Annotated in this window: 24 protein-coding genes; 6 read left to right on the top strand and 18 right to left on the bottom strand. The window is 48.6% G+C overall.

Annotation, left to right across the window (positions count from 1 at the left end; genetic code table 11):
• Positions 1–45 precede the first annotated feature (45 nt).
• The 7 genes from hscB to trmJ all read right to left on the bottom strand — a co-directional run bounded on the left by hscB (position 46) and on the right by trmJ (position 5,042).
• On the bottom strand, positions 46–570 hold the full coding sequence (hscB, locus tag ACUZ8J_RS09595; RefSeq protein ID WP_086903272.1) for a co-chaperone HscB: 525 nt from the start codon (positions 568–570) through the stop codon (positions 46–48).
• 15 nt (positions 571–585) lie between these two features.
• The gene (gene iscA / locus ACUZ8J_RS09590; protein ID WP_011072278.1) at positions 586–909 is read right to left on the bottom strand and encodes an iron-sulfur cluster assembly protein IscA; all 324 of its coding nucleotides are present in this window, start codon (positions 907–909) and stop codon (positions 586–588) included.
• Positions 910–923: 14 nt separating this feature from the next.
• On the bottom strand, positions 924–1,307 hold the full coding sequence (gene iscU, locus ACUZ8J_RS09585; RefSeq protein ID WP_011072277.1) for a Fe-S cluster assembly scaffold IscU: 384 nt from the start codon (positions 1,305–1,307) through the stop codon (positions 924–926).
• Positions 1,308–1,344: 37 nt separating this feature from the next.
• Positions 1,345–2,559, bottom strand: a complete 1,215-nt coding sequence (locus ACUZ8J_RS09580) for an IscS subfamily cysteine desulfurase (protein ID WP_086903271.1) — start codon at positions 2,557–2,559, stop codon at positions 1,345–1,347.
• A 78-nt stretch (positions 2,560–2,637) separates the two neighbouring features.
• The gene (iscR, locus tag ACUZ8J_RS09575) at positions 2,638–3,099 is read right to left on the bottom strand and encodes a Fe-S cluster assembly transcriptional regulator IscR (RefSeq protein WP_006081858.1); all 462 of its coding nucleotides are present in this window, start codon (positions 3,097–3,099) and stop codon (positions 2,638–2,640) included.
• A gap of 350 nt (positions 3,100–3,449) precedes the next feature.
• A complete protein-coding gene (gene cysE, locus ACUZ8J_RS09570) occupies positions 3,450–4,271 on the bottom strand; it encodes a serine O-acetyltransferase (RefSeq protein WP_011626050.1) in 822 nt (273 codons plus the stop codon).
• Positions 4,272–4,316: 45 nt separating this feature from the next.
• Positions 4,317–5,042, bottom strand: a complete 726-nt coding sequence (gene trmJ, locus ACUZ8J_RS09565) for a tRNA (cytosine(32)/uridine(32)-2'-O)-methyltransferase TrmJ (protein ID WP_446693687.1) — start codon at positions 5,040–5,042, stop codon at positions 4,317–4,319.
• A gap of 154 nt (positions 5,043–5,196) precedes the next feature.
• On the opposite strand from trmJ, the gene suhB reads away from it, so the two are divergent.
• A complete protein-coding gene (gene suhB, locus ACUZ8J_RS09560; protein WP_011622509.1) occupies positions 5,197–6,000 on the top strand; it encodes an inositol-1-monophosphatase in 804 nt (267 codons plus the stop codon).
• A 128-nt stretch (positions 6,001–6,128) separates the two neighbouring features.
• Here the strand turns inward: suhB and lolE are convergent, their stop codons facing one another.
• From lolE to ACUZ8J_RS09545, 3 genes are all read right to left on the bottom strand, one after another.
• Positions 6,129–7,379 carry a lipoprotein-releasing ABC transporter permease subunit LolE gene (lolE, locus tag ACUZ8J_RS09555; RefSeq protein WP_446693686.1) on the bottom strand — a complete coding sequence of 417 codons (1,251 nt, stop codon included), beginning with the start codon at positions 7,377–7,379 and terminating at the stop codon, positions 6,129–6,131.
• Complete coding sequence (gene lolD / locus ACUZ8J_RS09550) at positions 7,376–8,071, bottom strand: lipoprotein-releasing ABC transporter ATP-binding protein LolD (protein ID WP_374919199.1); 696 nt, start codon at positions 8,069–8,071, stop codon at positions 7,376–7,378. Before lolD ends, lolE begins: the two co-directional genes overlap by 4 nt.
• Positions 8,072–8,168: 97 nt before the next feature.
• Positions 8,169–9,401 carry a lipoprotein-releasing ABC transporter permease subunit gene (locus ACUZ8J_RS09545; RefSeq protein ID WP_446693685.1) on the bottom strand — a complete coding sequence of 411 codons (1,233 nt, stop codon included), beginning with the start codon at positions 9,399–9,401 and terminating at the stop codon, positions 8,169–8,171.
• Positions 9,402–9,495: 94 nt separating this feature from the next.
• Between ACUZ8J_RS09545 and ACUZ8J_RS09540 the strand changes: the two genes are divergently transcribed.
• The 4 genes from ACUZ8J_RS09540 (at position 9,496) to tnpA (ending at position 15,312) form a co-directional block, all read left to right on the top strand.
• On the top strand, positions 9,496–10,113 hold the full coding sequence (locus ACUZ8J_RS09540; protein WP_011622505.1) for a hypothetical protein: 618 nt from the start codon (positions 9,496–9,498) through the stop codon (positions 10,111–10,113).
• Between the two features lie 86 nt (positions 10,114–10,199).
• Complete coding sequence (gene mfd / locus ACUZ8J_RS09535; RefSeq protein ID WP_446694926.1) at positions 10,200–13,682, top strand: transcription-repair coupling factor; 3,483 nt, start codon at positions 10,200–10,202, stop codon at positions 13,680–13,682.
• On the top strand, positions 13,682–14,701 hold the full coding sequence (locus ACUZ8J_RS09530; protein ID WP_446693684.1) for a peptidoglycan binding protein CsiV: 1,020 nt from the start codon (positions 13,682–13,684) through the stop codon (positions 14,699–14,701). The genes mfd and ACUZ8J_RS09530 overlap by 1 nt, the downstream gene beginning before the upstream one ends.
• A 176-nt stretch (positions 14,702–14,877) precedes the next feature.
• On the top strand, positions 14,878–15,312 hold the full coding sequence (tnpA, locus tag ACUZ8J_RS09525; RefSeq protein WP_446693683.1) for an IS200/IS605 family transposase: 435 nt from the start codon (positions 14,878–14,880) through the stop codon (positions 15,310–15,312).
• Between the two features lie 141 nt (positions 15,313–15,453).
• Here the strand turns inward: tnpA and ACUZ8J_RS09520 are convergent, their stop codons facing one another.
• The 3 genes from ACUZ8J_RS09520 to nagZ form a co-directional block, all read right to left on the bottom strand.
• Positions 15,454–15,726, bottom strand: a complete 273-nt coding sequence (locus tag ACUZ8J_RS09520; RefSeq protein ID WP_011622502.1) for an acylphosphatase — start codon at positions 15,724–15,726, stop codon at positions 15,454–15,456.
• A 597-nt stretch (positions 15,727–16,323) separates the two neighbouring features.
• Positions 16,324–16,863, bottom strand: coding sequence for an alpha/beta hydrolase YcfP (gene ycfP, locus ACUZ8J_RS09515; RefSeq protein WP_446693682.1), 540 nt, complete (start codon positions 16,861–16,863; stop codon positions 16,324–16,326).
• An 81-nt stretch (positions 16,864–16,944) separates the two neighbouring features.
• Positions 16,945–17,973 carry a beta-N-acetylhexosaminidase gene (gene nagZ / locus ACUZ8J_RS09510; RefSeq protein ID WP_446693681.1) on the bottom strand — a complete coding sequence of 343 codons (1,029 nt, stop codon included), beginning with the start codon at positions 17,971–17,973 and terminating at the stop codon, positions 16,945–16,947.
• Positions 17,974–18,357: 384 nt separating this feature from the next.
• Between nagZ and ACUZ8J_RS09505 the strand changes: the two genes are divergently transcribed.
• A complete protein-coding gene (locus ACUZ8J_RS09505) occupies positions 18,358–19,734 on the top strand; it encodes an L-serine ammonia-lyase (RefSeq protein WP_011717230.1) in 1,377 nt (458 codons plus the stop codon).
• Positions 19,735–19,845: 111 nt separating this feature from the next.
• On the opposite strand, the gene ACUZ8J_RS09500 is transcribed toward ACUZ8J_RS09505, so the two are convergent.
• The 5 genes from ACUZ8J_RS09500 to ACUZ8J_RS09480 form a co-directional block, all read right to left on the bottom strand.
• Positions 19,846–20,583 carry a hypothetical protein gene (locus ACUZ8J_RS09500; RefSeq protein ID WP_446693680.1) on the bottom strand — a complete coding sequence of 246 codons (738 nt, stop codon included), beginning with the start codon at positions 20,581–20,583 and terminating at the stop codon, positions 19,846–19,848.
• Positions 20,584–21,003: 420 nt separating this feature from the next.
• Positions 21,004–21,939 (bottom strand): M14 family metallopeptidase, encoded by a 936-nt coding sequence (locus ACUZ8J_RS09495; RefSeq protein ID WP_446693679.1) that lies wholly within the window; start codon positions 21,937–21,939, stop codon positions 21,004–21,006.
• A gap of 55 nt (positions 21,940–21,994) precedes the next feature.
• Positions 21,995–22,453 (bottom strand): GNAT family N-acetyltransferase, encoded by a 459-nt coding sequence (locus ACUZ8J_RS09490; RefSeq protein WP_446693678.1) that lies wholly within the window; start codon positions 22,451–22,453, stop codon positions 21,995–21,997.
• 137 nt (positions 22,454–22,590) lie between these two features.
• Positions 22,591–24,642 (bottom strand): dipeptidyl-peptidase 5, encoded by a 2,052-nt coding sequence (locus ACUZ8J_RS09485; protein ID WP_164717957.1) that lies wholly within the window; start codon positions 24,640–24,642, stop codon positions 22,591–22,593.
• Positions 24,643–24,916: 274 nt separating this feature from the next.
• Entirely contained in the window at positions 24,917–26,461 is a 1,545-nt protein-coding gene (locus ACUZ8J_RS09480) for a fumarate hydratase (protein WP_089067676.1), read from the bottom strand.
• Positions 26,462–26,470: the final 9 nt, after the last annotated feature.

Here is a 26,470-nt window from a genome sequence, read left to right as displayed (position 1 = left end):
GACTCAGACCCGTCTGAATCGGCTAAATAACTGCAATAGGGAAAATTAATCGAGCAGCGCGTCTTCGATACGCGTCAGCTCATCGTGTAATTTTGCCATAAATTTAAGCTTGCGTACTTGATCTGCCGCTAACAAGGCATCTTCTTCACTGTCACTGCTTAGCTGTGCGGTGAGCAATTTCGTCAACTTTGTTCGGTAGGCCGCGAAAGAGTCGTATAACTCATCAATGCTTTCTTGAGGATCGGCGCTATCGCGAATGTCTTCTAACGCCTCGCGCCATTCCATCTGCTGCATCAAAAATGCAGTGTCTTTCACTGTAGTGGTTTCGTGGCTTAAATCGATACCACGTAGCGACAGCATATGCTCGGCACGGCGGATAGGATCTTTTAGGGTTTGATAACCGTCATTCACTTGCGCAGTGCGTTGCACCGACAATAAGCGTTGTTGCTCGGTATCGTTGGCAAACTTATCGGGATGCACCGCCCGTTGCAGTTCGCGGTAGCGTTCTGCAAGCACAGCGGTGTCAATATCGAAGGCAGGGGAAAACTTAAACAGCTCGAAATAATTCATGCGTCAATTCGGCAATTAAACAGTGAAACTCTCACCGCAACCGCACTCACCTTTTGCGTTAGGATTGTTAAATTGGAAACCTTCGTTCAGGCCTTCTTTAACAAAATCCAACTCAATGCCCTGTAGATAGATGAAGCTTTTCGCATCGATAATGATTTTAACACCATCAATATCATACACTTCATCGTCATCATTCAGCGCATCAACAAACTCAAGCACATAAGCCATACCCGAACAGCCAGAGGTCTTTAAGCCGAGGCGCAGGCCGATGCCCTTGCCTCGATTCGCTAAGAAAGATCTGACACGCTCAGTTGCCGCTGGGGTCATTGTAATCGCCATCTTAACTCCAGATGTTACTTAGCTTGTTTCGATTTGTACTCGTCGATCGCCGCTTTAATGGCATCTTCTGCCAAAATGGAACAGTGGATTTTCACTGGTGGCAAGGCCAATTCTTCCGCGATATCGGTGTTTTTGATGGCAGCCGCTTGCTCGATAGTCTTGCCTTTCACCCACTCGGTTACCAGTGAGCTAGACGCAATCGCGCTGCCACAACCGTAGGTTTTGAACTTAGCGTCTTCGATGATGCCGTCTGCGCCGATTTTCAGCTGTAACTTCATCACGTCACCACAGGCAGGTGCTCCCACCATACCGGTCACGACTGAAGGATCGTTCTTGTCGAAAGAACCAACGTTACGTGGGTTCTCATAATGATCTATCACTTTTTCACTGTAAGCCATGGTACTGCTCCAAAATTATCTATTGTAAATGGTCGAATTAATGATGTGCCCACTGCACCTGATTCAGGTCGATGCCATCTTTGAACATCTCCCACAATGGAGACATTTCTCTTAATTTATCAATAGATTGTGTAATAGTTTCGATAGCGTGGTCGATTTCTTCTTCGGTGGTAAAACGACCGATTGAGAAACGAATTGAGCTATGCGCCATTTCATCATTTAAACCGAGCGCACGTAACACGTAGCTTGGCTCGAGACTGGCTGACGTACAGGCAGAACCCGATGAAACCGCTAAATCTTTTAATGCCATCATCAGCGACTCACCTTCAACATAGTTGAAGCTGACGTTCAGGCTACCGCTCACACGGTGAGTCATATCGCCGTTTACATACGTCTCTTCGATGTGCTTGATGCCATTCCATAACTTGTCACGCAGCTTAGCGATACGGGCGTTGTCCGTTGCCATTTCAGCTTTTGCAATCGCCGCCGCTTCACCTAAACCAACTATTTGGTGAGTCGCCAGTGTACCACTGCGCATACCACGCTCATGACCACCGCCGTGCATTTGGGCTTCTAAGCGAATACGTGGCTTACGGCGAACGTACAGAGCACCAATCCCTTTTGGACCATACATTTTGTGGCCAGAAATAGAGATCAGGTCAACCTTAGTCGTTTGTACATCGATAGGTAATTTGCCCGCGCTTTGTGCAGCATCCATATGGAAGATAATGCCTTTTGAGCGGCATAATTCGCCGATGGCATCTACATCATGGATCACGCCGATTTCGTTATTCACATGCATGATGCTGACAAGAATGGTGTCATCGCGCATCGCCGCTTCTAAACGTTCCATCGGAATGATGCCGTTGGCATCTGGCTCTAAGTAAGTGACTTCAAAACCTTCACGCTCAAGCTGACGGCAGGTATCGAGTACCGCTTTATGTTCAGTCTTGCTGGTGATGATGTGCTTGCCTTTCTTATTGTAGAAATGCGCTACGCCTTTGATCGCCAGGTTGTTTGATTCAGTTGCACCTGAGGTAAACACGATTTCACGGTGATCGGCATTGATCAAATCAGCCACTTGGCTGCGCGCCACATCCACCGCTTCTTCCGCTTGCCAGCCATAACGGTGAGAACGTGATGCTGGGTTACCGAAGATGCCATCCATCGTCATGTATTGGAACATTTTTTCCGCGACTCGCGGATCAACTGGCGTGGTGGCGGCATAATCTAAATAGATAGGAAGCTTCATAACACACTCCGTACTTAGCAGTCTCTGCCGAGGCTACATACAACGTACAAAAATAATTTTTATCGTATAACAAAAAGCCTATAAGCTGACTCTTTGCTCCTTTTGCATAGTGTCTTGCTTAAGCGAGATAAACTGCACATCTCGTTTCTGCATTAAGCCAGCAAGACTGATACCATCTAAAAAATCTGAAATTTGTTTGCTTAAATCGCCCCAGAGCGAGTGCGTTAAGCAGCGAGTTCCACTCTGGCAATTGCCTAATCCTTGACAACGAGTCGCATCGACAGACTCGTCCACGGCATGGACAACCATGCCAACAGAAATATCATTAGCTTCGAGGCCTAAGCGATAACCACCACCTGGACCTCGGACACTAGCCACTAGGCCATGTTTACGTAACTTTGCGAAGAGTTGTTCCAGATAGGAAAGCGAAATCCCTTGTCTTTCAGAGATATCCGCTAAGGGAACCGGTCCCGAAGCCGAGTGGATGGCCACATCGAGCATTGCGGTTACTGCATAACGACCTTTAGATGTAAGTTTCATAACTACCATAGCTCCCAAACAGGTATGGGGTTATTTCAACATACCTGAGTATTTCAGTCAAGTATAAAACCTAGTAAAACACTCAGGTATATAAGCGTGCAGTGAACCAATACCCTTTCATCTTGGTGGGGTATTTAACCTTTTTCTGCCCTAAGATTCAATGCTAAAGGGGCAATTAATCGTCCTAATCGCCCCCATATCGGGATCTAACGCACTCTCTTGGAATGAAAGCTAGCCACCTAGGTCCACTCTGTTTAAAAACCGTGCAACCACAGTAGTAATTGAACTGCAATCATCGGTGGCAAAGCGTGTGGATTAACATCTACACGCCACTACGCCACACGCCTCAGTTAAATGCTGGGGTCAAACTCGTCGAGTGCACTCTGGCGCTTGTCGGCGGCGGCTTTTTCGGCGTCGTTAAACTCACCCACATTCAGCTCTGGCAATCTTTCGGTGCATACATCGCCACCTAAACGCTGAATGGCTTGACACAATTCCTGCACTTTTGAGTCCATTAAATGCATGTGGTCCAGCATTTGACCGATAGCGTTCGCGACGGGATCCGGATTGTCAGGAGACACAGCATACGCATCGAAACCATATTTCTTGGCCATGGCGCTGCGACGCTCAGACTTCTCTTTCGATTGTGGCGAGGGAGTAGCCACTACGCGCCCAGGGATCCCGACTACAGTCGTGTCCTTAGGCACATCTTTCACCACCACAGAGTTAGAGCCGACACGCGCCCCATCATGCATAGTGATAGGACCTAAAATCTTAGCCCCTGCGCCCACGACCACGTTATTGCCTAGTGTGGGATGGCGTTTACCCGCTTGCCAAGTGGTGCCGCCGAGTGTCACGCCGTGATACAAAGTACAGTCATCACCAATCTCGGCGGTTTCACCGATCACCACGCCCATACCATGGTCGATAAAGAAACGATCACCAATGGTGGCACCCGGATGGATCTCCACTCCCGTCAGCCAGCGCGAAAAAGTCGATAAACAACGGGCCATTAAGCGCCAATCACGCTTCCATAACTTATGGCTTATCCGGTGCAGCCAAATGGCGTGCATGCCAGGATAGTTGACCAAGATCTCAAAGGCGCTGCGCGCCGCAGGATCACGGTGATATATAGATTCAATGTCTTCTTTTAGCCTAGCTATCACACCCATGCTTCAATCCTTCGCGATTAGCGTTATATGCCAAATGTGTTTTGGCTATTTTTGTTTGTTACCCACCACTTTATCTATCGAAGTTAGAATGCCTCGAAGAATATTCATCTCTTGGCTTTCGATACGTGCACGGCTAAACAGACGACGTAACTTAGTCATCACTTGGCCGGGGTGGTTTTTAATAATAAAACCTGTCGATGATAAGGTGCTTTCTAAGTGCACAAAGAAACGCTCAAGATCGGCAGAAAGCGGATACTCTTCCTCCACTTGCGGCGCCTCAGTTTGCGCTAAGTGTGCCACACGCGTCTCATAACAAATGATCTGCACTGCTTGCGCTAAATTCAACGAGCTGTATTCAGGATTAGCAGGAATAGCCACATGATATGTACATTGCTGCAATTCTTCATTGGTCAAACCATGATTTTCACGGCCAAAGACAATGGCAACAGGTCCTGATAAGCCCTCAGTGACCAGCTTTTGCCCCGCTTCACACGGATCGAGCATTGGCCAATCTAAGGTACGACTGCGAGCACTGGTGGCAATCACTAAACTGCAATCGGCGATGGCTTCTTCTAAGGAATCCACTTTCACCAAATGCTTTAAGATGTCAGACGCACCAGCCGCCAAGGCAATGGACTGACCATCTACTTCACATCTTGGTTCGGCAAGATACAGGGTCGATAACCCCATGGTCTTCATCGCTCTGGCGGTCGAGCCAATATTGCCGGGGTGCGATGTCCCCACTAAAATCACACGAATATTACTTAGCATGAAACGACTTAATTTAATTCACAAAACACAGGGAGCGAATACTATCACAGGCGTGCGTGAATGCTTATATGAAAATCGGTATTTGATATAACATTCAAATCGAGTATAATGCCGCCCGCTATTTTTAACGTTCTTTAACATCCAGGGGATTGCAATGCATCCGATGCTGACGATTGCTGTTCGCGCTGCCCGCGCGGCCGGCCAAACTATTATGCGCGCCTACACTGAACTTGACCGAGTTGAAGTCAGTGCTAAAGGTGTCAACGATTTTGTTACCAGTGTAGATAAGGAAGCAGAAGCCGCCATTACCTATCAAATTCGCAAATCTTACCCTGATCACACCATCGTGGGTGAAGAAAAAGGCGAAAACCGTGGCGAAAATAAAGACTATGTATGGATAGTCGATCCTCTGGATGGCACTAACAACTTCGTTAGAGGCATTCCCCACTTCGCGGTTTCTATCGCACTGCAACACAAAGGCAAAACTGAAGTTGCCGTAGTGTACGATCCTGTGCGTGAAGAACTATTTACCGCTATCCGTGGTAAAGGCGCCAAATTAAACGATTTCCGTATCCGCGTAACTAACGTGACTGAACTGGCTCCAACCATTATCGGTACAGGTTTCCCATTCAAAGCCCGTCAACACACCGAAAGCTACATGGCAATCTTTGGCGAAGTGTTCGGTCAGTGTTCTGACTTACGCCGTGCAGGTTCTGCCGCATTAGATTTAGCCTATGTGGCGGCTGGCCGTTTAGACGGTTTCTTCGAAATCGGTTTAAAGCCATGGGATATCGCCGCTGGCGACTTAATCTGCCGCGAAGCGGGTGGCACAGTCACCGATTTCACTGGCGGTCATAACTACCTGATCTCTGGCAACATCGTTGCGGGTTCACCGAAAGTGACCACTGAGTTAGTGAAAACCATGCGTCCTTTGCTGAACGAAGGTTTAAAGCGTTAATCACGCCCTTTCAAGCGTAACGCATATTAAAAAGGCCAGTGAATTCACTGGCCTTTTTGTTTGCTGCTTTCGTTATTCTGTTTTAGCTATTCCGCGCTTTGGCTAAGCGCTTATCGGCTCAAGACTTTCTATCTACCCGCCAATGCTTGCGCAGGGCCAATCTGGCTCGCCTTCCACGCGGGATACAGAGTTGCGATAAGACTCATCACAAACGCCGTAGCAATCACTAAACCAGCATCCGTCATATGTAGCTCTGACGGCAGGAAATCCACAAAATACACATCGGCAGACAGGAGTTGAATACCAAGCAGCTGCTCAATACCACGGGCAATACCACTGAGATTCACCGCGGTCGCAATCCCGATCACGCCGCCAAGAGCACAGCCCACAAGGCCATTTAACGCGCCTTGCACCATAAAAATCCCCATCACTGAGAGACGGCTTAGCCCCATGGTCATCAGAATGGCGATTTCACTGGCTTTATCCCGCACCGCCATGACTAGCGTTGAGACTATATTGAAACAGGCCACACCAATCACTAACACCAAAACGAGATACATAATGGTGCGAACCAATTGAATATCTTGGTATAAATGCCCTTGGGTACGCGTCCAATCACTGATATAAACTGACTGGTTTAAGGCATAACCCAACTCGCGAATTTTCGCTGGCGCATCAAACACCTGCGCCACACTGATCCGCACGCCAGTGACACCTTGATGTAAATTCAGGATATTCGCCGCATAGCGCATCGGAATATACGCCGTGGTTAACTCAAGCTCGCCGCCTAAACGGTACACACCCGACACCACAAAACGATGGCTCTTGGCCGCCCGTAAACTGCCGGCATGTTCAGGATCAAGATCTTGCACATACAGAGCGAGGGTATCGCCAACTTCGAGGCCTAACTTTTTCAGCAGACTCTCCCCGAGAACGATGTGATTGTCTTCCTCGCTCAAGCCTTGCCAAGTCTCTTTCGACATAAATTGCGAGAGGGTCGAGACTTTTGCTTCTTGCTCAGGGTCGATTCCCACAACGGCAAGCCCCTGAAAACCACCGGGCTTTTGCACTAATCCTTGCATCCGAATAAAAGGTGCCGCCGCCGTAATGCCTTCAATCTGCATGGCGGTTTGCTCAACCGCACGCCAGTCGGCAATCGGCTCATTCACGCCAACCACATCGGCTTGGGAGATCACGCCTAACAGACGCTGCTCTAACTCACGCTCAAAGCCATTCATCGCCGAGAGCACCACAATCAGCACTGCAACCCCTAGCGCAATGCCCGCGGTCGATGCAAAGGAGATAAAGCTAATAAAACTATTGGATTGGCGCGCACGATAAAAACGCCAACCAATGGAGAGGGCTAATGGTCCTTTCATTGGGCATGTTCCGCAACAGCTTGCAGATAACCATTCTTCATGGTGAGTTGTCTGTCCATCCGCGCCGCCAATTTGGGATCGTGGGTCACCACCACAAACGCCGTTCCGAGTTGATTGGCTAATTCGCGGATCAGCTCATACACCGCCTCGCCGCTCTTGGCATCGAGGTTGCCCGTCGGTTCATCGGCCAGTACGAGTTTGGGTTTGTTGATCAGCGCCCGGGCAATTGCCACCCGTTGACGCTCGCCGCCCGAAAGCTCGGCGGGAATATGGCTCATTCTGTGCCCAAGCCCTACTCTTTCGAGCAACACTTTTGCATCGGACTGCGCCTGAGCGCGATCTCTGCCTTGAATAAACGCTGGCATAGCGACGTTTTCCAGCGCACTAAATTCAGGCAAAAGGTGATGAAACTGATAGATAAAACCTAAATCTTGGTTGCGGATCTGCGCCTGACGGGCACTGCTCACCTGATATAAATCCTCACCCGCTAACAATACTTTGCCGGCAGAAGGTTTATCTAAGGTGCCCATAATATGCAGCAGCGTACTCTTGCCCGAGCCAGAGGTACCGACAATCGCCAGTTGCTCGCCCTTAAATACCTGTAAATCTACCTCAGACAGCACTTGAGTGGTCACATCGCCATCGTGATAACTTTTACTCACCGCCTGCACTTGCAGTAACACGTCTTGCATTGAGATTCTCGCTATTGATTCTAAATGACATGGATAAACCCCATGTCCAAACACGTCTCTCATCATGGGAGCGACGTTGTAATTTGTTACATCGCAGCTATTCGTAACGCAGCGCCGTGGCAGGTTGCACCCGTGCCGCTCGCAATGCGGGGTAAAGGGTCGCCACTAAGGTCACGACTAAAGTGCCGACAATAATCATCGACAATTGCTCCAGCTCCAATTTAACCGGCAGCACTTGCCCAGTGCCTAAAATGGAAATCCCTAGGGTCGCCATAATGCCATTCAAATTAAGGGTGAGCAGTATGCCGACCACCAGCCCCAGCACTAAACCTAATACCGCATTCAATAAACCTTGCACCACAAAAATGCCCATCACCGCCGAGGTACGTAAGCCTTGGGTTTTGAGTACCGCCACGTCGGTGGTTTTATCCACCACCATCATCACCAGCGCTGACACTATATTAAACGCCGCTACGGCCACAATCAGGCTCAACATAAGCGACATCATGTTTTTCTCCATCTTCACGGCACTAAACAGATGACCATAGGTGTCGCGCCAATCACTGGTCGTCGCCTCAATGCCCTGCTGAGTAAGAACCTGCTTTACATCCTTAGCCAGTGCTGGCGCCATAAAAGGATCGCTCAAATACAGTCTTAATTGATTGATTTCATCGCTCGGTTGACGCATTAAACGTTTGGCATCTTGATAATGAATATAGGCAACGCCCGCATCCACCTGTGAGCCCATCTCAAACACGGCAGACACTAAAAACTTACGTTGGCTCGGGACTGGGCCGAGCGGCGAATACACTACCCCATCGCCACTTAACAGGCGCACGGTATCACCCGGGCTCACCTTTAATTGGCGCGCAAGCTCGCTGCCTAAGATGACCTTATATTGGCCGCTAGTTAGCTCGTTAAACGCGCCCGAATAAGTATGCTGCGCCACCATAGAGAGTTTTTCGGCAAGCTCTGGAAACACCCCAAAGACTTGCACGGCGCGGATATTCGCCGCCGACTGCACCATGGCTTGAGTCGACACACTCGGCGTCACGCCCTGCACGCCCGGCAAGGCTTTAAGTTTGTCCGCTGGAATGGTCCAATCGCTTAAGGGCGCCTCAGTCACCACGGTTAATTGGGGGACGGCGCCTAGAATGCGCTGTTTTAATTGTCCTTCGAGGCCATTCATCACCGAACTGACCACAATTAAGGCCGCCACCCCTAAAAAAATGCCCGAAACGGCAAATAAGGTAATAAAAGAAGCAAAGGCGTTTGCTTTTCTGGCCCGCCAATAACGGTAACCAACGTAGAGAGGAAATCGAAGATCCATTGAAAGAGGGCTGCGTCCTGTGTGCTGAACTTGCTAAATCATAAAGATGGGCACGATAATAGGGGTTTAGGTCCTATAAATAAAGAGGCAAGCCTTGTTCACTGACACCAATCCGTATTTTAGTGTGCCTCATCCCTTCACCGCTTACTTAAGCCTTTGGGACGAAAACCAGCCACTACCCAGTGAAATGGCTTTAAGATCAATGCAATCCTTAGGGATCCAGCTACTGAGCGAAGTCAAAGCCCTCGAGGCCAGTTGCCTGCTGCAACTGCGGCATTTAGACAACGAAGCCAAGGTAGTGGTGGACTTTCTCAAACTCCAATCTCGCAAGGTCGATTTAGTCCTGCAGCATGTGCTCGAAAAAGAAGTGCAAGAAGGCGAGAAGTTTAGCGGTTGTCAGTTTGGTGGCAGTGGTATTCGCCTGATGAGCAGTGAGGCCCTCCCCCTTGGCCGCCAATATAAAGTGACCTTATTTATCCACGAAGAATTGGTCGCCATTTTATGTTTTGCCAAGGTCACGGCCTGTTTAGTTTCGCAGGAAGGCCAATCCGATGGGCAAGTACAGAGCCCCAACGCCGCATTGCCCTATCTCGTTGACCTCGAGTTTAGTCAAATACTGGATGCAGATGTCGAGCAACTGGTCAAAGCGAGCCTCAATGTGCAACAAAAACAACTTAAACTGCGTAAACAGGCCCGTGACGAGCGCCAATAAAGGCTAGCGTTTTTGCTGGCACCCTAGCGCCCAAGTCACTACAATGAACGCAACTTATTGTGAATGAATCAGTTTATCCCACGCCAATGACACAAATTTCAGCCCTAACACCGCCCGTTGTCAAAAATGGAACTCAAATGCAAACCCTGTCGTGTCTCGCCGGGGTTGGTCAAGCCGTTACCCTTGCCAGCCTAGTTCGCCAACACAAGGGCACAACACTGATTGTGACCAGTGATACGCCGACGGCATTGAGTATCGAGTTAGAGCTCAACTATTTGTTGGCTAAAAGTGCGATTAAGGTGCGACTGTTCCCTGACCGTGAAACCCTGCCCTACGACAGTTTTTCGCCCCATCAGGATTTGATTTCCCAGCGTTTAGAAACCCTGTCGCAAATCACCCAAGCCGAGCACAGCGTAGTGATAGTGCCAGTGACAACGCTGATGATGCGCCTGCCACCAAAATCCTATTTAAGCTCTAATGTGTTTGTGCTTAAAAAAGGCGATAAATATCAGCTGCATGATGTGCGCCAACAGTTAACTGACACGGGTTATCACTTGGTCGAACAGGTTTACGAACATGGCGAGTTTGCCATTCGTGGCTCGATTCTCGATATCTTCCCCACCGGCGTGAATATGCCGCTGCGTATCGAACTGTTCGATGATGAAGTCGAGACCATTCGCCATTTCGATCCTGAAACCCAACGCTCATCCACTCCAGTCGATGCGGTGCGCCTATTACCCGCCAAGGAATTCCCTACCGACAGCAGCGCCATCGAAGGTTTTAGGCAACGTTATCGCCGACGCTTTGAGGTCATAGTCAAAGAGCCTGAATCAGTTTATCAACTGGTGAGCCGCAATTTGATGCCCGCCGGCATTGAGAACTATCTGCCCCTGTTTTTCGATGAGGTTGCGACACTGTTCGATTACCTGCCGAAGGACACTCAGTTAGTCACCCTAGGCGATATCGAAAAGTCCGCCCGTGCTCATTTGCAAGAGGTGGAAACCCGTTATGAGGACAGACGGGTCGACCCATTGCGGCCGCTGTTGGCACCCAAAGAGCTGTATTTACTGATAGAAGAATTATTTGCCGCCTTTAAGCCGCTGCCTCGCTATCAGTTTATTACGCCGCAACCCGATGCCGTCGCTGGCGCAGTACAAATTGATGCCAGTGTATTGCCCGAGGTAAGCGCTAATCACAAGTTAAAGCAACCACTGATTGCGCTGCAAGATTACGCCGAGCGTGCGCCGCGGATGTTGTTTAGTGCCGAATCGGAAGGCCGCCGCGAAGCCTTGCTCGAACTCTTAGGTAAAATCCAGTTAAAACCGGTGTTATTCAGCCATTTCGATGAGTTTATTCAAAGTGATGCCAAACTGGGTTTAATCGTTTCTCCCCTCTCCCGTGGTTGTTTACTCGGGCTAGGAAAGCAAACCGCCGTCAGCATCATCTGCGAAACCGAACTCTTTGGTCATCGCATTTCCCAGCAGCGCCGCCGCGAAAAACAACGCCAGATCAGCAACGATACCCTGATCAAAAACTTAGCCGAGCTCAAAGTCGGTCAGCCGATTGTACACTTAGAGCACGGTGTGGCGCTGTATCAAGGCTTAGTCACCTTAGATACCGGCGGATTAGTGGCCGAATACCTACAGCTGGAATACTCGGGCGGCGATAAACTCTATGTGCCCGTGTCTAACCTGCACATGATCAGCCGCTACAGCGTCGGCGCCGATGGTGAGGCTCACCTCAATAAACTCGGTAACGACACTTGGGCCAAGGCAAAAAACAAAGCGATTGAGAAAATCCGCGATGTGGCTGCCGAGCTGCTCGATGTCTACGCTCGCCGTCAAGCACGTCCCGGCGAAAGCTGCGACATCAACGATGAAGAGTATGCGCAATTTGCCCAAGGTTTCCCCTTTGAAGAAACCGTCGATCAGGAAAGCGCAATTCATGCCGTACTTGCCGATATGCAATCCCCCGTCGCCATGGACCGCCTCGTCTGCGGTGACGTGGGCTTTGGTAAGACTGAAGTCGCGATGCGCGCCGCCTTTGTGGCGGTGAATGCGGGTAAACAGGTAGTTGTGCTAGTGCCCACCACGCTACTCGCCCAGCAGCACTACGAAAACTTTAAGGACAGATTTGCCGACTGGCCCGTCGTAATTGAGGTGATGTCCCGCTTTAGAACCGCCAAAGAGCAGACCCAAGTGCTGAAACTACTCGAAGAAGGCAAAGTCGATATCGTCATTGGCACCCATAAGCTGCTGCAATCCGAGGCAAAATTTGAAAACTTAGGCCTGCTTATCATCGATGAAGAACACAGATTCGGCGTAAGACAAAAAGAGAAAATCAAGGCGCTACGTGCCAACGTGGATATTTTGACCCTCACAGCCACTCCGATCCCCCGCACCTTAAACATGGCGATGTCGGGGATGCGCGACCTATCAATTATTGCGACTCCTCCCGCTAAGCGCTTGGCGGTGAAGACCTTTGTGCGCGAATCCGATCCCGCCACCGTGCGTGAGGCCATACTGCGTGAAATCCTCCGTGGTGGCCAAGTGTATTATTTGCACAACAATGTCGAAACCATTGAGAAATGCGCCCAAGATATTAGTACCCTGCTACCCGAAGCGCGGGTGGTTGTGGCCCATGGCCAAATGCGTGAACGGGATCTTGAGCGGGTGATGTCGGACTTTTATCACCAAAGATTCAACGTGTTAGTCTGTACCACTATTATCGAAACCGGTATCGACGTCCCTAGTGCTAACACGATTATTATCGAACGCGCCGACACCTTCGGCTTAGCCCAGTTGCACCAACTGCGTGGCCGCGTCGGACGCTCTCACCATCAAGCCTATGCGTATTTGATGACGCCGCATCCTAAACGCATGACCAGTGATGCCCGCAAACGTCTCGAAGCCATCGACGCCCTAGAGGATTTAGGCGCTGGCTTTATGCTCGCGACCCAAGACTTAGAAATTCGCGGCGCGGGCGAGTTATTGGGCGATGAGCAGAGCGGTCATATTTCTAAAATTGGCTTTAGTCTCTACATGGAAATGTTGGAATCGGCGGTCAAGGCGCTCAAACAGGGTAAAGAGCCATCGCTGGCGCAAATGCTCAATCAGCAATGTGAGATGGAGCTAAGGATCCCTGCGCTATTGCCCGAAGACTATGTTGGTGATGTGAATATTCGCCTGTCACTCTATAAGCGCATCGCCAGTTGTGACAGTGAAGAAGCTTTAGATGAACTCAAGGTTGAGCTTATCGACCGCTTCGGTCTGCTACCCGAGGCCACCAAAAACCTGATGGAAATGACGTTATATAAACATCAGGCAACTCGGCTGGGCGCGACTAAAATTGAGGTACATGCCAAGGGCGGCAGCATCGAATTTAGTGATGATCATGTGATTGATCCCGGCTTTATCATCGGATTACTGCAAAGTCAGCCACAAATCTATCGAATGGATGGGCCGAATAAGTTAAAGTTCATCCTCAATGCCGAAACGGCAAAAGATAGGCTCGCTTTGGTCAAACTCTTGCTCGAACAACTATCGCAACATCGTCTTGGAGATAAATAGTGTTACGTCAACTCGCGGTCTCTATCGCTACACTTATTGCACTTTCACACAGTTCACTTGCCCGTGCTGAAGCTTGGTTCGAGGTTGAAGTCTATATTTTTGAACGCCAAAGCCAGTCGACTGAACAATGGCCGATGGCGCCAATTGAGACCAAAACCAACCGCGCTATCGATCTGATCTCACCGGTTGTGGGTCAAGCTGTGGTCTCCATGAGCAATGAATCCGCACCCTGCACCTTAGTGTATGACGCCGATGCTAATAGCCATTGCGCTGAAAACATGAGCACAGGTACGAATACGGACGCCACTCCCGGGATGAGTAACGGCGGCGCCTTAGCCATTTCAGGCCCAAGCACTGCAAGCTCAAATGCGGTGACCAGCTATCGCTACCCGAGTGTGATCCCATCGGAAATCGGCAGTGGTAGCCAAGCCTACGCGTCTCAAGGCAGTGGCCCAGTATTACTCGCCAGCAGCCAAGGCCAATTTGCAAGCATCATCAATAGCCTATCGAGAGAACGTGGTAACCGCAGCTTACTGCATATGACGTGGCAACAACCTATGATGGGTAAGAGTGGCTCAGTGCCCATTCGCCTGTTTGCGGGTAAAGATTATTCCGCCAGTTATCACTTCGATGGTCGTCAAATTGTGCAGCAAGCCATGGCCACCTCAATGCTAGGTGCTAACGGCATGATGGCTGAAACATCTACGCCACTACTGCCCTCTCCCGTGTGGCAACTCGATGGCACGCTCAATATTTATCTTAGCCATTATCTGTATATCGAAACCGCGCTCAATTTGCGTAAAGAAGGCCGCAAATTGATGCCTGTGGCAGCCGATGAAGCGAGCATGAACACAGCAACAAGTACTGCCGTAGCCCCAGCTAAAGTGATGACGCCTTACTTAATGTCTATTCCGTTGGAGCAAAATCGTCGAGTGAAAAGTGATGAGATCCATTATCTCGATCATCCTGAAATGGGCATGGTGATCCAAATCCGTAAGATGGCGCAACCTAACGCTTAAAACCTATTAGCCCTGCTCGAATAAAAAAGCGGTCATGCAATGCATACCGCTTTTTTATTTTTAGCCCAAAACCACCTACTTCAGTAGGTGGTTATCATCATTTGAGGCTTTGCCTGTATACCTACCCATGTTAAATGCATCTTTGATTTTTAGCGAAGTCAAAAGAGGCAAATAACATGAGTAGATACGAGCAAGCATCGCATGTGTTCTGGCGATGTCAATATCATATAGTCTGGACACCAAAGTACCGCTTTCGGATATTGAAAGGTAATGTCGGAAAAGAGGTTTATCGATGCATTCAGGTTTATTGCCATCAAATGGGGTGCATAGTCATGGAGCTAAATGTTCAAGTTGACCATGTCCATTTAGTGGTGAAGGTACCTCCGAAGATATCTATATCGAATTTAATGGGGGCGTTAAAAGGTAAGATAGCGTTGAAAATATTCAGTAAATTTCCTTACCTACGTAAGAATAAACGTTGGGGAAATCATTTTTGGCAGAGAGGATACTTCGTCGATTCGATTGGAATTAACGAGGAAATAATCCGTAGATACGTTAGGCATCAAGAGAAAGTAGAGCGGCAAGAGCAGGGTCAACTTGCTCTTGAATAAAGGCCCCCTTTTAGGGGGTTAAAACAAAGCCACCTTCTTCAGAAGGTGGATTCTTTACTGCCTAAGGTTTTTTATTACCTAAGGTTTTTTATTGCCTAAGGGGTGAACAGCCATTCAGGTGACGCCGAAAAGCGTAAAAAATTAGCGTACTATCGAGAAATCCAAATAAATATCATCACCTTGGTCTTCATTCACCGTCACCCTCAGTCCATCGGTACAAGGTACTCCGACCTCACACCAGGCGATAAGACTATCCACCGCAGGATCACTGCCCTGGGCAAGAATTTCAACACTACCATCGGCGCAGTTAGTCACATAACCTGTGACACCAAGCGTACGAGCCTTTGTTAGGGTCGCATGTCTGCAGCCCACGCCCTGCACTTTTCCCGTTAATTGAATAAGCACCCGTTTCATTGCGCCTCCCCTGTAAGGTGAGCCTTGTTATTAGCATGCGGTTATTATCATGCGGCTATTATCATGCGTCTTTGCGTCGCTCACGTAAAAACGATTCCAGCCTAAGCATAGCCGAGTTTTCAGCTGCGATGAGGGAGAGTTTTGCTAAGTAATGGATTTAAGAGTAAAAAACAAGCATAAAAAAACAGCTAACGAGACCGCTGTTAGCTGTGTCGGGCGACATACGCAAAAGGTTATCCATGAATGGACAAATTGGCATAAAAGTTTGTAGCATTTTGTAACAAACTATTAAGAGGGGCTACTTTACACAATTCATGATTAATTTCAACAAAATGATAGATAAAGCCATACAAACAGAGTCTATTTAATGCTTTTTGCTGAAATAACCAGCTAAACCAACCATATATACCGTCTACAATTCCAAATAACAGCATAACTTCATCGCAGGTCTGGCTTCACTCATACGAGGTAACCAAACACCAACAGCTTGAAAATAGGATGCTTCTTGAAGGGGAAAACATAAACAGATGCAAAAGCGCTTATCGCCAGAATATTCCGCGATAAGCCTCTTTAACGAAAAGATAAGCGAATAACGATTTAACCCAACTTAAAAGCTTTTATCTTAGGTAAATGGGCGGCTAACTGCGGAAATTTATGGGGCTGCGTCTCATCCCATTCGATGGTGTAATAAGGCTTAAGCGCCTCGGCCGTCGCCTCACTGTCGAGCACTTCATCCACACGAGACAAAATACACATGGCTCTGTGGGTATTCTTCAACCTGAATTCAGAGACACACTTATTGGCGATATCGGCATACTCTTCCGGGCGGTCAATTTTCCCTTGCATCGTCTCTTCGGGATGAAGATTGGGATTGATTAACACTGACTTTAATCCGTTTAAAAAGCCAATTCGCTCTGCCCAATACGCCCCTAGGCCGACCCCGACCATTAACGGTGCGGGATCGTCGCAATACTGCATTTGCTTGGCGACTTCTTTCAATAAATGCTGCATATCATGCTTGGGATGCAAAGTGCTGTAGCTGATAAGCCGCACATCAGGGTCAATAAACTGCAACTGACGCATTTTTTCGTGATTACCAGGGCTAGTTGCATCGAATCCATGAAGATAAAAAATCATATTGAGACCTTTTAACAATCTGCCAAACACGGCGCATGCTACTAACCCTAGCAAATATTCATTGCAGAACCTTGCGCTACATCAAACTTTTGCCTGTTGTGCGAGCTGGATTTGCTCAGCCAGCTGCTTGGCATTTTCCCAACGGCTAGCGTTTTCTAATGCGATAGCTGTCTGCGCAGCATTGGGTTTGAGTAAACTCGCCGGATGTTGTGGCGCCGCGGCGGGCCACACAAAGCCATTTAACAGTGACATAACGCCCGGATTATCGTTGCAGACCAAAATCATATCGCAACCCGCATCCAAGGCAGCTTCAGCGCGGCCTAAATAATCCCCTGCAAAGGCAGCGCCTTTCATCCCCAGATCGTCGGAGAAAATTACTCCTTCAAAGCCCAGCTCTTTGCGTAGGATCTGCTTTAACCAGTAGCTTGAAAAGCCCGCAGGATTAGGGTCAACTTTAGGATAAATGACATGGGCTGGCATAATGCCCGATAATTGCCCCTTAGCAATCAACTCTTTAAACGGCAAAATATCTTGATTAAAAATCGCCTCGGCTTCACGTTCATCGATAGGTTGCGCGATATGGGAGTCCGCCGCCACGCTACCATGACCGGGGAAATGTTTACCCACAGCGCCCATGCCCGCCTCGGCCATACCCTCAATAAAACTCTGCGCTAATGCAATCACTTCCTCGGGCTTTGCACTAAAACTACGTTTACCGATCACTTGGCTAATGCCATTAAGATCGAGCACGGGCGCAAAGCTTAAGTCGATATCACAGGCGAGTAATTCGATAGCCATTAAAAAGCCTAATTCACAGGCCCAACGTTTAGCGAGAACCATATCGCCCTTAGCCGCTGGCAAAATATCACCCATGGCCGGGATCAGGGTAAAGCCTTCACGGAAACGCTGTACTCGCCCGCCCTCATGGTCAACGGCAATCAAAATCTCGGGACGAATTTGGCGGATCTGTTGCACTAAGCGAATTAACTGCTCACGGCTGGAAAAATTGCGGGAAAACAGGATCAAACCACCCACCTGCGGATGGCGCAGCATCTCGGCTTCAGCTTCGCTAACGTCTAAAGACAGCAGATCCAACATTAGATAACTCATATTTCTCCCTAAAAATTCTTATTCATACTCAAAAAATAACCATAGCGATACTGACCACTGGGTTCACAAAAATCCCCGAAAAGCGAGCCATTCGCCGTCAGACTTTGCCACAAAGCAATTATGTTGCCGATAAATTCGACATTCACCATAAGCTAATTAAGCTCAGCTTATCCGAAGTCTTTCTAATCAAAAAAACTAATGTGAATCTTAATACTAAACTGTGGGATACTGACCTTAAACGTATCACACAAGCACATTTTGTGTGGTTGATGCCTGCAGTTTGCCAGAGTTTACGACATAAAAACCAGCGTATTGGCGCGGTAACTGCAAAGATCTTCCACGCACAGACTAAAATAAAAATCGAGACACAACAGGACTTCAATCATGATTAGCGTATTCGATATGTTCAAGATCGGCATTGGCCCTTCGAGTTCACACACTGTTGGCCCAATGAAAGCGGGCAAAATTTTTATGCAGCACCTTGCTGATTCGGGCCAGATTGCCCAAGTGGATGAATTAAGAGCAGAACTGTTTGGCTCACTCGGCCAAACCGGTAAAGGCCACGGCACGGGGAAAGCCGTTATTTTAGGCTTAATGGGTGAAGATCCAGAAACCGTCGACACCGACAGCATCGATGGCATTCTTGAGCAAGTGTCTAAAAACGAGACCCTCACCCTGAGCTGCGGCAAAGTAGTTAAGTTTACCCGTGAAGACGGCATTACCTACCACAGACGTAAAACGCTCCCCGCCCATGCCAACGCCATGACACTGTATGCCTACAGCAAAGGCGAATGTATTTTTGAACGCACTTACTACTCTGTCGGTGGCGGGTTTATCTTAGACGAAGATGAAATCCATCAGCGCAATGCCTCACCAGCATCGCAAATTGAATCAGCACCTTACGATTTTAATAGCAGCGCCCAATTACTTGATTTATGTACTGAGCATGGCCTGAGCATTTCTTCCCTGATGATGGCCAACGAGCTTAGCCTCGCCAGCGAAGAAGAAGTCAAAGCAAAACTGTGGAATATCTGGCAAACCATGAAAACCTGTATCGAACGGGGTTATCAGAAGGAAGGTATTCTGCCTGGCGGTTTAAAGCTGCGTCGCCGCGCACCTGCACTCTATCGTCGTCTCAAAGCAGAAGGCCGTAACAACGTCGATCCGTTAACCGCAATGGATTGGGTCGATTTATTCGCCCTCTCGGTTAACGAGCAAAACGCTGCCGGCGATCGCGTTGTCACCGCACCAACAAACGGCGCCGCGGGCATTATCCCTGCCGTGCTGTGCTACTACGATACCTTCGTGCAAGAAGTCGATATCGATGTTTGCGCCCGTTACCTGTTAACCGCTGCTGCGATTGGTATTTTGTACAAGAAAAATGCCTCGATTTCGGGCGCAGAAGTCGGCTGTCAGGGCGAAGTTGGCGTAGCCTGCTCAATGGCGGCCGGCGCATTGACCGAGATCATGGGCGGCACAGTCGAGCATGTTGAAAACGCGGCTGAAATTGGCATGGAACATAACTTAGGCTTGACCTGCGATCCCGTAGGCGGCCTAGTACAAGTTCCTTGTATTGAACGTAATGCGATGGGTGCAATCAAGGCGATTAACGCATCACGCATGGCGCTGCGCGGCGACGGTAACCACAAGGTATCACTGGATAAAGTGATAAAAACCATGATGGATACAGGTAAAGATATGCGCAGTAAATACAAAGAAACCGCCAAAGGCGGCCTCGCAGTGAACATTGTTGAGTGTTAATCCACTCAAGCTGATAATCGACTTAACGATTTAACACTGTCATGCCGCGCTTAACCGTTCAAACCTAAACGATTAAGCGCGGCATTTGTTTATCTGAAAACGCATCAAAGTTTAGTTCGTCACCTTCATTGATGAATTCGAATATTCGGCAATCACTCCTGCCCATGTTTTTTCAATTTCAGGAATAAGCTGCGAAAACGCCTGTTTTTCGGTCACCCTACGCAAATCATCGACTGCATCAGAGGTGCTCCATACCGACGCGTTTCGACTCTCCTTAGCCGTCGACTCCGCTAATCCATACAAATATTCGGTGCGCACATCAAACAGAGCCGCCGATACGGTTGTCGTCACACTCACTTCTTTATTCTTTAATAGCCCAAGGGAAATGACATTTAACGGCGCAAATTGCTGCTCACCCGCATGGAAAGAGGTATCGAAGGTATAAATAAGTAAGATATCCGCCTTGAGCCTTGCCGCGGCTTCCCGCAGTGATTTGATAGAATCTAACTGCTCCGGCAATAAAATACGGTTTAACGGTGCAATCCCTGCCACCTGCGGCATTTTGGCTAGCTGAGTAAAATCGGCTTCTGTTTCGACTTCACGGGTTGTCACCACACTGTAACGCCCAGTCCCAAAACTGCTTAAACGATAGGATGCATAACCCGGCGCCTGAATACGTGCAACAGCAATATGTGCGGGGAATGTGGCAGCCGCTTGGACTGACATCAGCGTATTAATATCCGATTCCGCCAAACTACCAATAACCACACTGCCACCGGGCGTAGTGTAGGAAGCGCAGCCTCCCAACAAGAGTAGACTCAGTAACGCCACTTGTTTTATCTTTCTCATCACAACTCCTTTATGTGAACCGCTGTTTGGCAATCGCCACTAACGCCAATTAATCGTTTAAACCTCTCCATCAAGTATCACTAACTTACTGTTGATGAATGATTTTAACAATCCTCACCTTGAATTATCTGTGCGGTACGGTAAATCCAAAGCGATATGTGTATCCGCTCAGCGTACAAGTTATTGGATAAACTATTCTTGAATATAAGAATCTGCCAGATTTAGAAATGTATATGGTGGTACATATACGATTAAAATGTATCCACTAAAGTAACCATTAGTACAGTGCAACAGCGGTTGATAACGACCATAAAAAAGCCCTCGTTTGAGGGCTTTTTTATTGATGAAACTTAAGAAAAATCAATTGTTCACGCCATGCTAGCGTTACAATTGTTCAAGCCAAGTATCAAACAAACTCAATTAGTTCAACGCTAACACATAGTCGATGGCACTGGTGATTGCTGCGACTTGGGCTAAGTTGCACTCTGCGGGCGTGGCCGATGGGCTGTCGGGATACACTTCTGTGGTGGTGTTATAAATACAGCCCGTCACACTGCTGCATAAACCTAGTGCTTTCAATGGGTAGTTGATCACCCCGTGTTGCACCACAGTCGAGCCGATAATCTCGCCCTTTTCATCGGCGGGCGCGATGTGAGTGACTTTGCTCACCCCGTCGATAATCGCCTTTTGGAAGGCATCCTGCGGATTTTCGGTATCGCCTACGGCGTAAAATCCATCTGGAATGGTGCCGGGGATAAAGTCTTTGCCATCACGCGCGGCCAAGGCTGGACGAAATTCATCTTCATCCGAGTCGGTGGTTTCATGTAAATCCACATGCACATCAAAACCTTGTGGGACGCTTGCCACCAGTGCCATCAGTGCTGCCGACTCTTCTGCTGGACTATTAGCGTAAAACGAGCGGTTTGGATCGATAGCTTTCGGGTTCCAGCGATTAATGGTCTCATAACCCCAAGGGCTCACGCACACTGCCACCACTAAGTTTACCCGGTTCGCATAGTAAGCCGCGTTGTTAGCCAAAAAAGCCATGGCGCCATGCACACCACTGGTTTCGTAGCCGTGTACGCCACCTGTGACTAAGACGGTTTTCTTGTTCGGATCGAACGTAGCAGATTTAACCGCAAACAAGGGATAACGCGCAGAGTCAATCGATAAGGCGCCATATTGCACCACACTCAGCCCTAATTCGGTCAGTTGTGACGCCATCGCCTTTAGTGGCGTGACAACATTGTCTTGGTAAGAACGTTTAATTTGCGTGCTAGCAAACCATGCGGCCTTTTCTTCATCGCCCCATTTTTCACCGACAGTCCCGATTGGGTAAAAACTCACATTCGCCATAGGTTCTCTTCTTCTGATTTTATGTTTTGGTCTTATGGTTAAAGATCGCTATACATCAAAGCACGAGTTGCATTGGAATATCGCGGATCCCACCGCGCTCGCGAATATCACCTTGTGCAACAAAGCCAAAGTGCTGATAAACAGGCAGCGCATTCACCGCCGAGTTAACGGTAAAAGTGCCTGGATTTCCCTTAGCAAGACACTCAGCTTTGGCAAGCTCCCACAGCTGACGCGACAGGCCTTGCCCCTTGGCAATATCCGCCACAAATAGATGATAAAGATGACTGTTATCCTTCATCCCCACCACACCGACAAGTTCGCCAGTCTCATTAATTGCAACATGATATTGATAACCTAAGGCAAAATAATGAGCCACTGACTCAACAGACATGGCGTTGACTAAGGTTTCAGCGCCCACATCAGTGCACGTGGGAGCGATATAAACTCGTGTAAGCTGCGTGATTAATGCGCTTATCGCCTCAATATCTGTTGTCGTCGCCGCTCTGATCAGCATCTTCATTCCTTGATAAGTCCAGTGTGTAACTGACTTAGATTCACAATCCTAGTATTAAAAAGCCAGAACAGGTTTCTGGCTTTGGCAACTGGTTAACGGGACTTAATATCCAGTGGATTTAAGTCCATCATCCTCGGTTACTTTTTCGTCCAGCTGTCCATCCAACGGAACACGTTCGCGTACCATTGTTCGAGGTTTTCTGGCTTTAAGATCCAGTGGTTTTCATCAGGGAAAATCAGCAGCTCTGATGGAATTCCCTTGCGTTGCATATAGCTAAATGAGGCTAAACCTTGGCCATAAGGCACGCGGAAGTCCTTCTCGCCATGGATAACAAGCATTGGCGTCTTCCAGTTTTCCACATAGTTTACTGGGTTGAACTTCTCATATAAGGCTTTGTTATCTGAGTAAGTGCCGCCAAACTCATGCTCTGGGAACCATACTTCTTCGGTCACATAGTACATAGAGCGCATATCGAACAGACCCGCGTGGTTAACGAGGCACTTAAAGCCATCGTTCCAGTTGCCTTGGATCCAGTTCATCATGTAGCCGCCGTAAGAGCCACCCAAAGCACAGGCATTTTGTGGATCGAGCCATTTTTGTTGTTGGCTCACCGCTGCCAAACCTTTTTGTAAGTCTTCTAATGGCTTACCGCCCCAATCTTGGCTGATAGAATCGGTAAAGGCTTGGCCGTAACCGGTTGAACCGTGGAAGTCCACCATCACAACGCCATAACCCGCGCCAGCCCATAACTGGGCGTTCCAACGACCACTGAAGGCGTTACCAAATGACCCCTGCGGACCACCGTGGACTAGGTATGCAATCGGATACTTTTTGCCTTCTTGGTAGTTGGCAGGTTTGATCCAGTAACCGTAAACATCTTCGTTGTTCCAACCTTTAAAGCTAAATTGTTGGAATTCACCGAATTTGATTTCGGCCAGTTTGTCTTTGTTGACTTCAGTCAGACGTTTCAGGCCTTGGCCGTCGGTGTTGATGCGATACAGATCGCCCGGCTCAACTAAGGTTTTGCTGTCGAAGATCAGTTGATCGTCGGCGATCGCAATCAGGCTATTGCTGCCGTCACTGTAGACAGACTGCACATCACCAAACTGAGTATTCACTTTGAAAATAGACACTTGGCCAATGTCTTGTGCCGTCACATACAGAGTACGGTTGTCCGGTGCAAACATCAGCGAGCTTGGGCTTCTGTCCCACAGCGGTGCCACTTCCTTCGACTGCCCAGTGCTGGTATCACGCAGCATAATGCGGTAACGGTCAGCTTCGAAGCCGGGTTTAGTCATCGCGAGGTACGCCATGTAACGACCATCGCTGGAGAATGTTGGTTGAGCGTCCCAAGCGATGTTATCGGCGGTTAAGTTAGTGGCTTTGCCACCGTTTACACTCACCTGCCACAGATCGTAGTTTGTCGTCCAAGCTTGATCTTTGCTTGGCGCTTTGGCGCTGTACACCACATATTTGCCATCAGGAGTGAAGGTCACTTCTTCCATACCTGAGAATGGCTTAGGTGGGGTTTCTGTGTCTAAACCTTGGGTGATGTCCACCACTTTGGTCAGCTTCTCGCCGTTAAGGGCCCCCACAAATAAGTGGTTACGGGCATGATCTTCCCAAGTATCCCAGTGACGCACCATCAACTGTTTGTATTCACGGCCCGTCGATTTACGCTCTTCTTCGGCCTTAAATTTGTCTTTTGAACAAGCTAAGTCTTTACACTCTGGGAATACACGCATGCTAAGCACGATTTGCTTACCATCGTTAGAGAGTTTGTAACCATCAATATCCAATGGCAGATCAGAAACTTGCTGCGCTTCACCGCCCGTTAATGGCAGTTGGAACAGTTGGCTTGAACCACTGCGGCTGGCGAGGAAATAAATCGATTTGTCATCGTTTGCGAAGCTGACATCGTGCTCAGTACCGGCAGCAGAAGTGATCTGCATCGGTTTAGCGTCCGCTTGCGTCAAATCGAGAATATATAAATCTGAGCTCGCCTCTCCCTTGTCATTAACGGTTTTCAGGCCGTAGACCAATTTTGTGCCATCGTGGGACACCGCGGCTGAATGCAATTTGTTGAGTTTAACCAGCTGTTGCACAGTAAAAGGCTTAGGATCGGCCGCGTGGGCTGAACAGGCCAAACCTGCCGCGCCAAGCGCCAATAGGAGAGGAGCTATTTTCATTGTTATATCCATCTTTTGTTAAATACATTCGGTAGTTGTACCGAATGAACGGTCAAAACGATCATCAATCGTCTTTGTGAAGATAAGTTTGCCACACTAACGAAACAAAAACGCTCAAGCAAGCCAAAAGGCGTACTTGAGCGTATTTTTTTGTGACAAATTGTCAGTCAGCATCGAATGGCGTCATTGAGCGCCACTCGCCGCCCTTTCCCGCTCAAATCCCGCTTAAAAAAGCGACATTTTTGCAAGAAGGACATTCGCTTAGGCCATTTGCTTAGGCTTTGGCGTTAGCGATATTCACTTTCCAAATCGCAGGGCCAGTTTCATGGGCATTCACGCCGTTTGAATCCACCGCTACAGTCACTGGCATATCTTGTACGTCAAACTCGTAAATTGCTTCCATACCTAAATCGGCAAAGGCCACCACGCGGGATTTCTTAATGGCTTTCGACACTAAGTAAGCCGCACCGCCCACTGCCATCAGGTACACAGCTTTGTGCTTCTTGATAGACTCAACGGTCGCAGGACCACGTTCAGCCTTACCAATCATGCCCATCAGGCCAGTTTTATCCAGCATCAGATCGGTGAACTTGTCCATACGAGTCGCAGTTGTTGGGCCAGCAGGACCCACGACTTCGTTACCTACTGGGTCAACTGGGCCCACGTAGTAGATAAACTTGCCAGTAAAGTCGACGCCTTCTGGTAAACCTTCGCCGCTTTCAATCAGGCTTTGGATACGTTTATGGGCAGCATCACGGCCGGTGAGCATTTTACCGCTTAACAGAATGGTTTCACCGCTCTTCCACTGCTCGATATCGGCTTGAGTGACTGTGTCTAAGTTAACACGGCGCACATCGCTGCCCACTTCGCGGGTGATTTCTGGCCAGTCGCTCAGTGATGGTGGTGCAAGATCAGCAGGGCCCGTACCATCTAAATGGAAGTGTACGTGGCGAGTTGCCGCGCAGTTCGGGATCATCACCACAGGTTTTGATGCTGCATGAGTAGGTGCAGATTTGATTTTCACGTCTAACACTGTGGTTAAACCGCCAAGACCCTGCGCACCAATACCGAGGTTGTTAGCACGCTCGAAAATGTCTAAACGCAGTTTTTCTTCGCTGGTTTCTGCACCGCGCGCCATTAACTCATGGATATCCACGCTTTCCATCAGGGCTTCTTTCGCCAGCACCGCGGCTTTTTCAGCGGTGCCGCCAATACCGATGCCGAGCATACCTGGAGGACACCAGCCCGCACCCATGGTTGGCAGCGTTTTTTCAACCCAAGCGGCGATATCATCAGATGGGTTTAACATCACCATCTTGGCTTTGTTTTCACTGCCGCCGCCCTTGGCCGCGATAGCGACTTCAATATGATTGCCTGGCACCATATCGATATGCACTACAGATGGCGTGTTGTCTTTGGTGTTTTTACGGCTACCAGCAGGATCAGCCACAATCGATGCACGCAGTGGGTTATCTGGATTGGTATAAGCACGACGCACACCTTCATCGACCATTTGTTGCACGGTCATATCGGTTTTGTCCCACTTAACCCCCATACCAATCTTAACGAAGGTGGTCACAATACCCGTGTCTTGACACAGTGGGCGTTTACCTTCGGCAGACATACGCGAGTTAATCAAAATTTGCGCAATCGCATCCTTCGCCGCCGCACTTTGCTCACGCTCATAAGCTTCGCTCATGGCATCAACAAAATCTTTGGGATGATAATAGGAGATGTATTGCAGGGCATCGGCCACACTTTCAATAAAGTCGGCTTGTTTAATCACTACATTTTCAGACGTTTCATGGTGAGATGACATAGTAGGTGC

This window comes from Shewanella sp. Koi 1, assembly GCF_052907445.1.
Note: the sequence above shows the minus strand (reverse complement) of the source record. Positions and strands in the feature narration are given on the sequence as shown.

What these genes read in the sequence shown, in the direction of transcription:
- hscB (WP_086903272.1), bottom strand. Translation starts at nt 570, where the DNA reads ATGAATTATTTCGAGCTGTTTAAGTTTTCCCCTGCCTTCGATATTGAC.
- iscA (WP_011072278.1), bottom strand. Translation starts at nt 909, where the DNA reads ATGGCGATTACAATGACCCCAGCGGCAACTGAGCGTGTCAGATCTTTC.
- iscU (WP_011072277.1), bottom strand. Translation starts at nt 1,307, where the DNA reads ATGGCTTACAGTGAAAAAGTGATAGATCATTATGAGAACCCACGTAAC.
- ACUZ8J_RS09580 (WP_086903271.1), bottom strand. Translation starts at nt 2,559, where the DNA reads ATGAAGCTTCCTATCTATTTAGATTATGCCGCCACCACGCCAGTTGAT.
- iscR (WP_006081858.1), bottom strand. Translation starts at nt 3,099, where the DNA reads ATGAAACTTACATCTAAAGGTCGTTATGCAGTAACCGCAATGCTCGAT.
- cysE (WP_011626050.1), bottom strand. Translation starts at nt 4,271, where the DNA reads ATGGGTGTGATAGCTAGGCTAAAAGAAGACATTGAATCTATATATCAC.
- trmJ (WP_446693687.1), bottom strand. Translation starts at nt 5,042, where the DNA reads ATGCTAAGTAATATTCGTGTGATTTTAGTGGGGACATCGCACCCCGGC.
- suhB (WP_011622509.1), top strand. Translation starts at nt 5,197, where the DNA reads ATGCATCCGATGCTGACGATTGCTGTTCGCGCTGCCCGCGCGGCCGGC.
- lolE (WP_446693686.1), bottom strand. Translation starts at nt 7,379, where the DNA reads ATGAAAGGACCATTAGCCCTCTCCATTGGTTGGCGTTTTTATCGTGCG.
- lolD (WP_374919199.1), bottom strand. Translation starts at nt 8,071, where the DNA reads ATGCAAGACGTGTTACTGCAAGTGCAGGCGGTGAGTAAAAGTTATCAC.
- ACUZ8J_RS09545 (WP_446693685.1), bottom strand. Translation starts at nt 9,401, where the DNA reads ATGGATCTTCGATTTCCTCTCTACGTTGGTTACCGTTATTGGCGGGCC.
- mfd (WP_446694926.1), top strand. Translation starts at nt 10,200, where the DNA reads ATGACACAAATTTCAGCCCTAACACCGCCCGTTGTCAAAAATGGAACT.
- tnpA (WP_446693683.1), top strand. Translation starts at nt 14,878, where the DNA reads ATGAGTAGATACGAGCAAGCATCGCATGTGTTCTGGCGATGTCAATAT.
- ACUZ8J_RS09520 (WP_011622502.1), bottom strand. Translation starts at nt 15,726, where the DNA reads ATGAAACGGGTGCTTATTCAATTAACGGGAAAAGTGCAGGGCGTGGGC.
- ycfP (WP_446693682.1), bottom strand. Translation starts at nt 16,863, where the DNA reads ATGATTTTTTATCTTCATGGATTCGATGCAACTAGCCCTGGTAATCAC.
- nagZ (WP_446693681.1), bottom strand. Translation starts at nt 17,973, where the DNA reads ATGAGTTATCTAATGTTGGATCTGCTGTCTTTAGACGTTAGCGAAGCT.
- ACUZ8J_RS09505 (WP_011717230.1), top strand. Translation starts at nt 18,358, where the DNA reads ATGATTAGCGTATTCGATATGTTCAAGATCGGCATTGGCCCTTCGAGT.
- ACUZ8J_RS09500 (WP_446693680.1), bottom strand. Translation starts at nt 20,583, where the DNA reads ATGAGAAAGATAAAACAAGTGGCGTTACTGAGTCTACTCTTGTTGGGA.
- ACUZ8J_RS09495 (WP_446693679.1), bottom strand. Translation starts at nt 21,939, where the DNA reads ATGGCGAATGTGAGTTTTTACCCAATCGGGACTGTCGGTGAAAAATGG.
- ACUZ8J_RS09490 (WP_446693678.1), bottom strand. Translation starts at nt 22,453, where the DNA reads ATGCTGATCAGAGCGGCGACGACAACAGATATTGAGGCGATAAGCGCA.
- ACUZ8J_RS09485 (WP_164717957.1), bottom strand. Translation starts at nt 24,642, where the DNA reads ATGAAAATAGCTCCTCTCCTATTGGCGCTTGGCGCGGCAGGTTTGGCC.
- ACUZ8J_RS09480 (WP_089067676.1), bottom strand. Translation starts at nt 26,461, where the DNA reads ATGTCATCTCACCATGAAACGTCTGAAAATGTAGTGATTAAACAAGCC.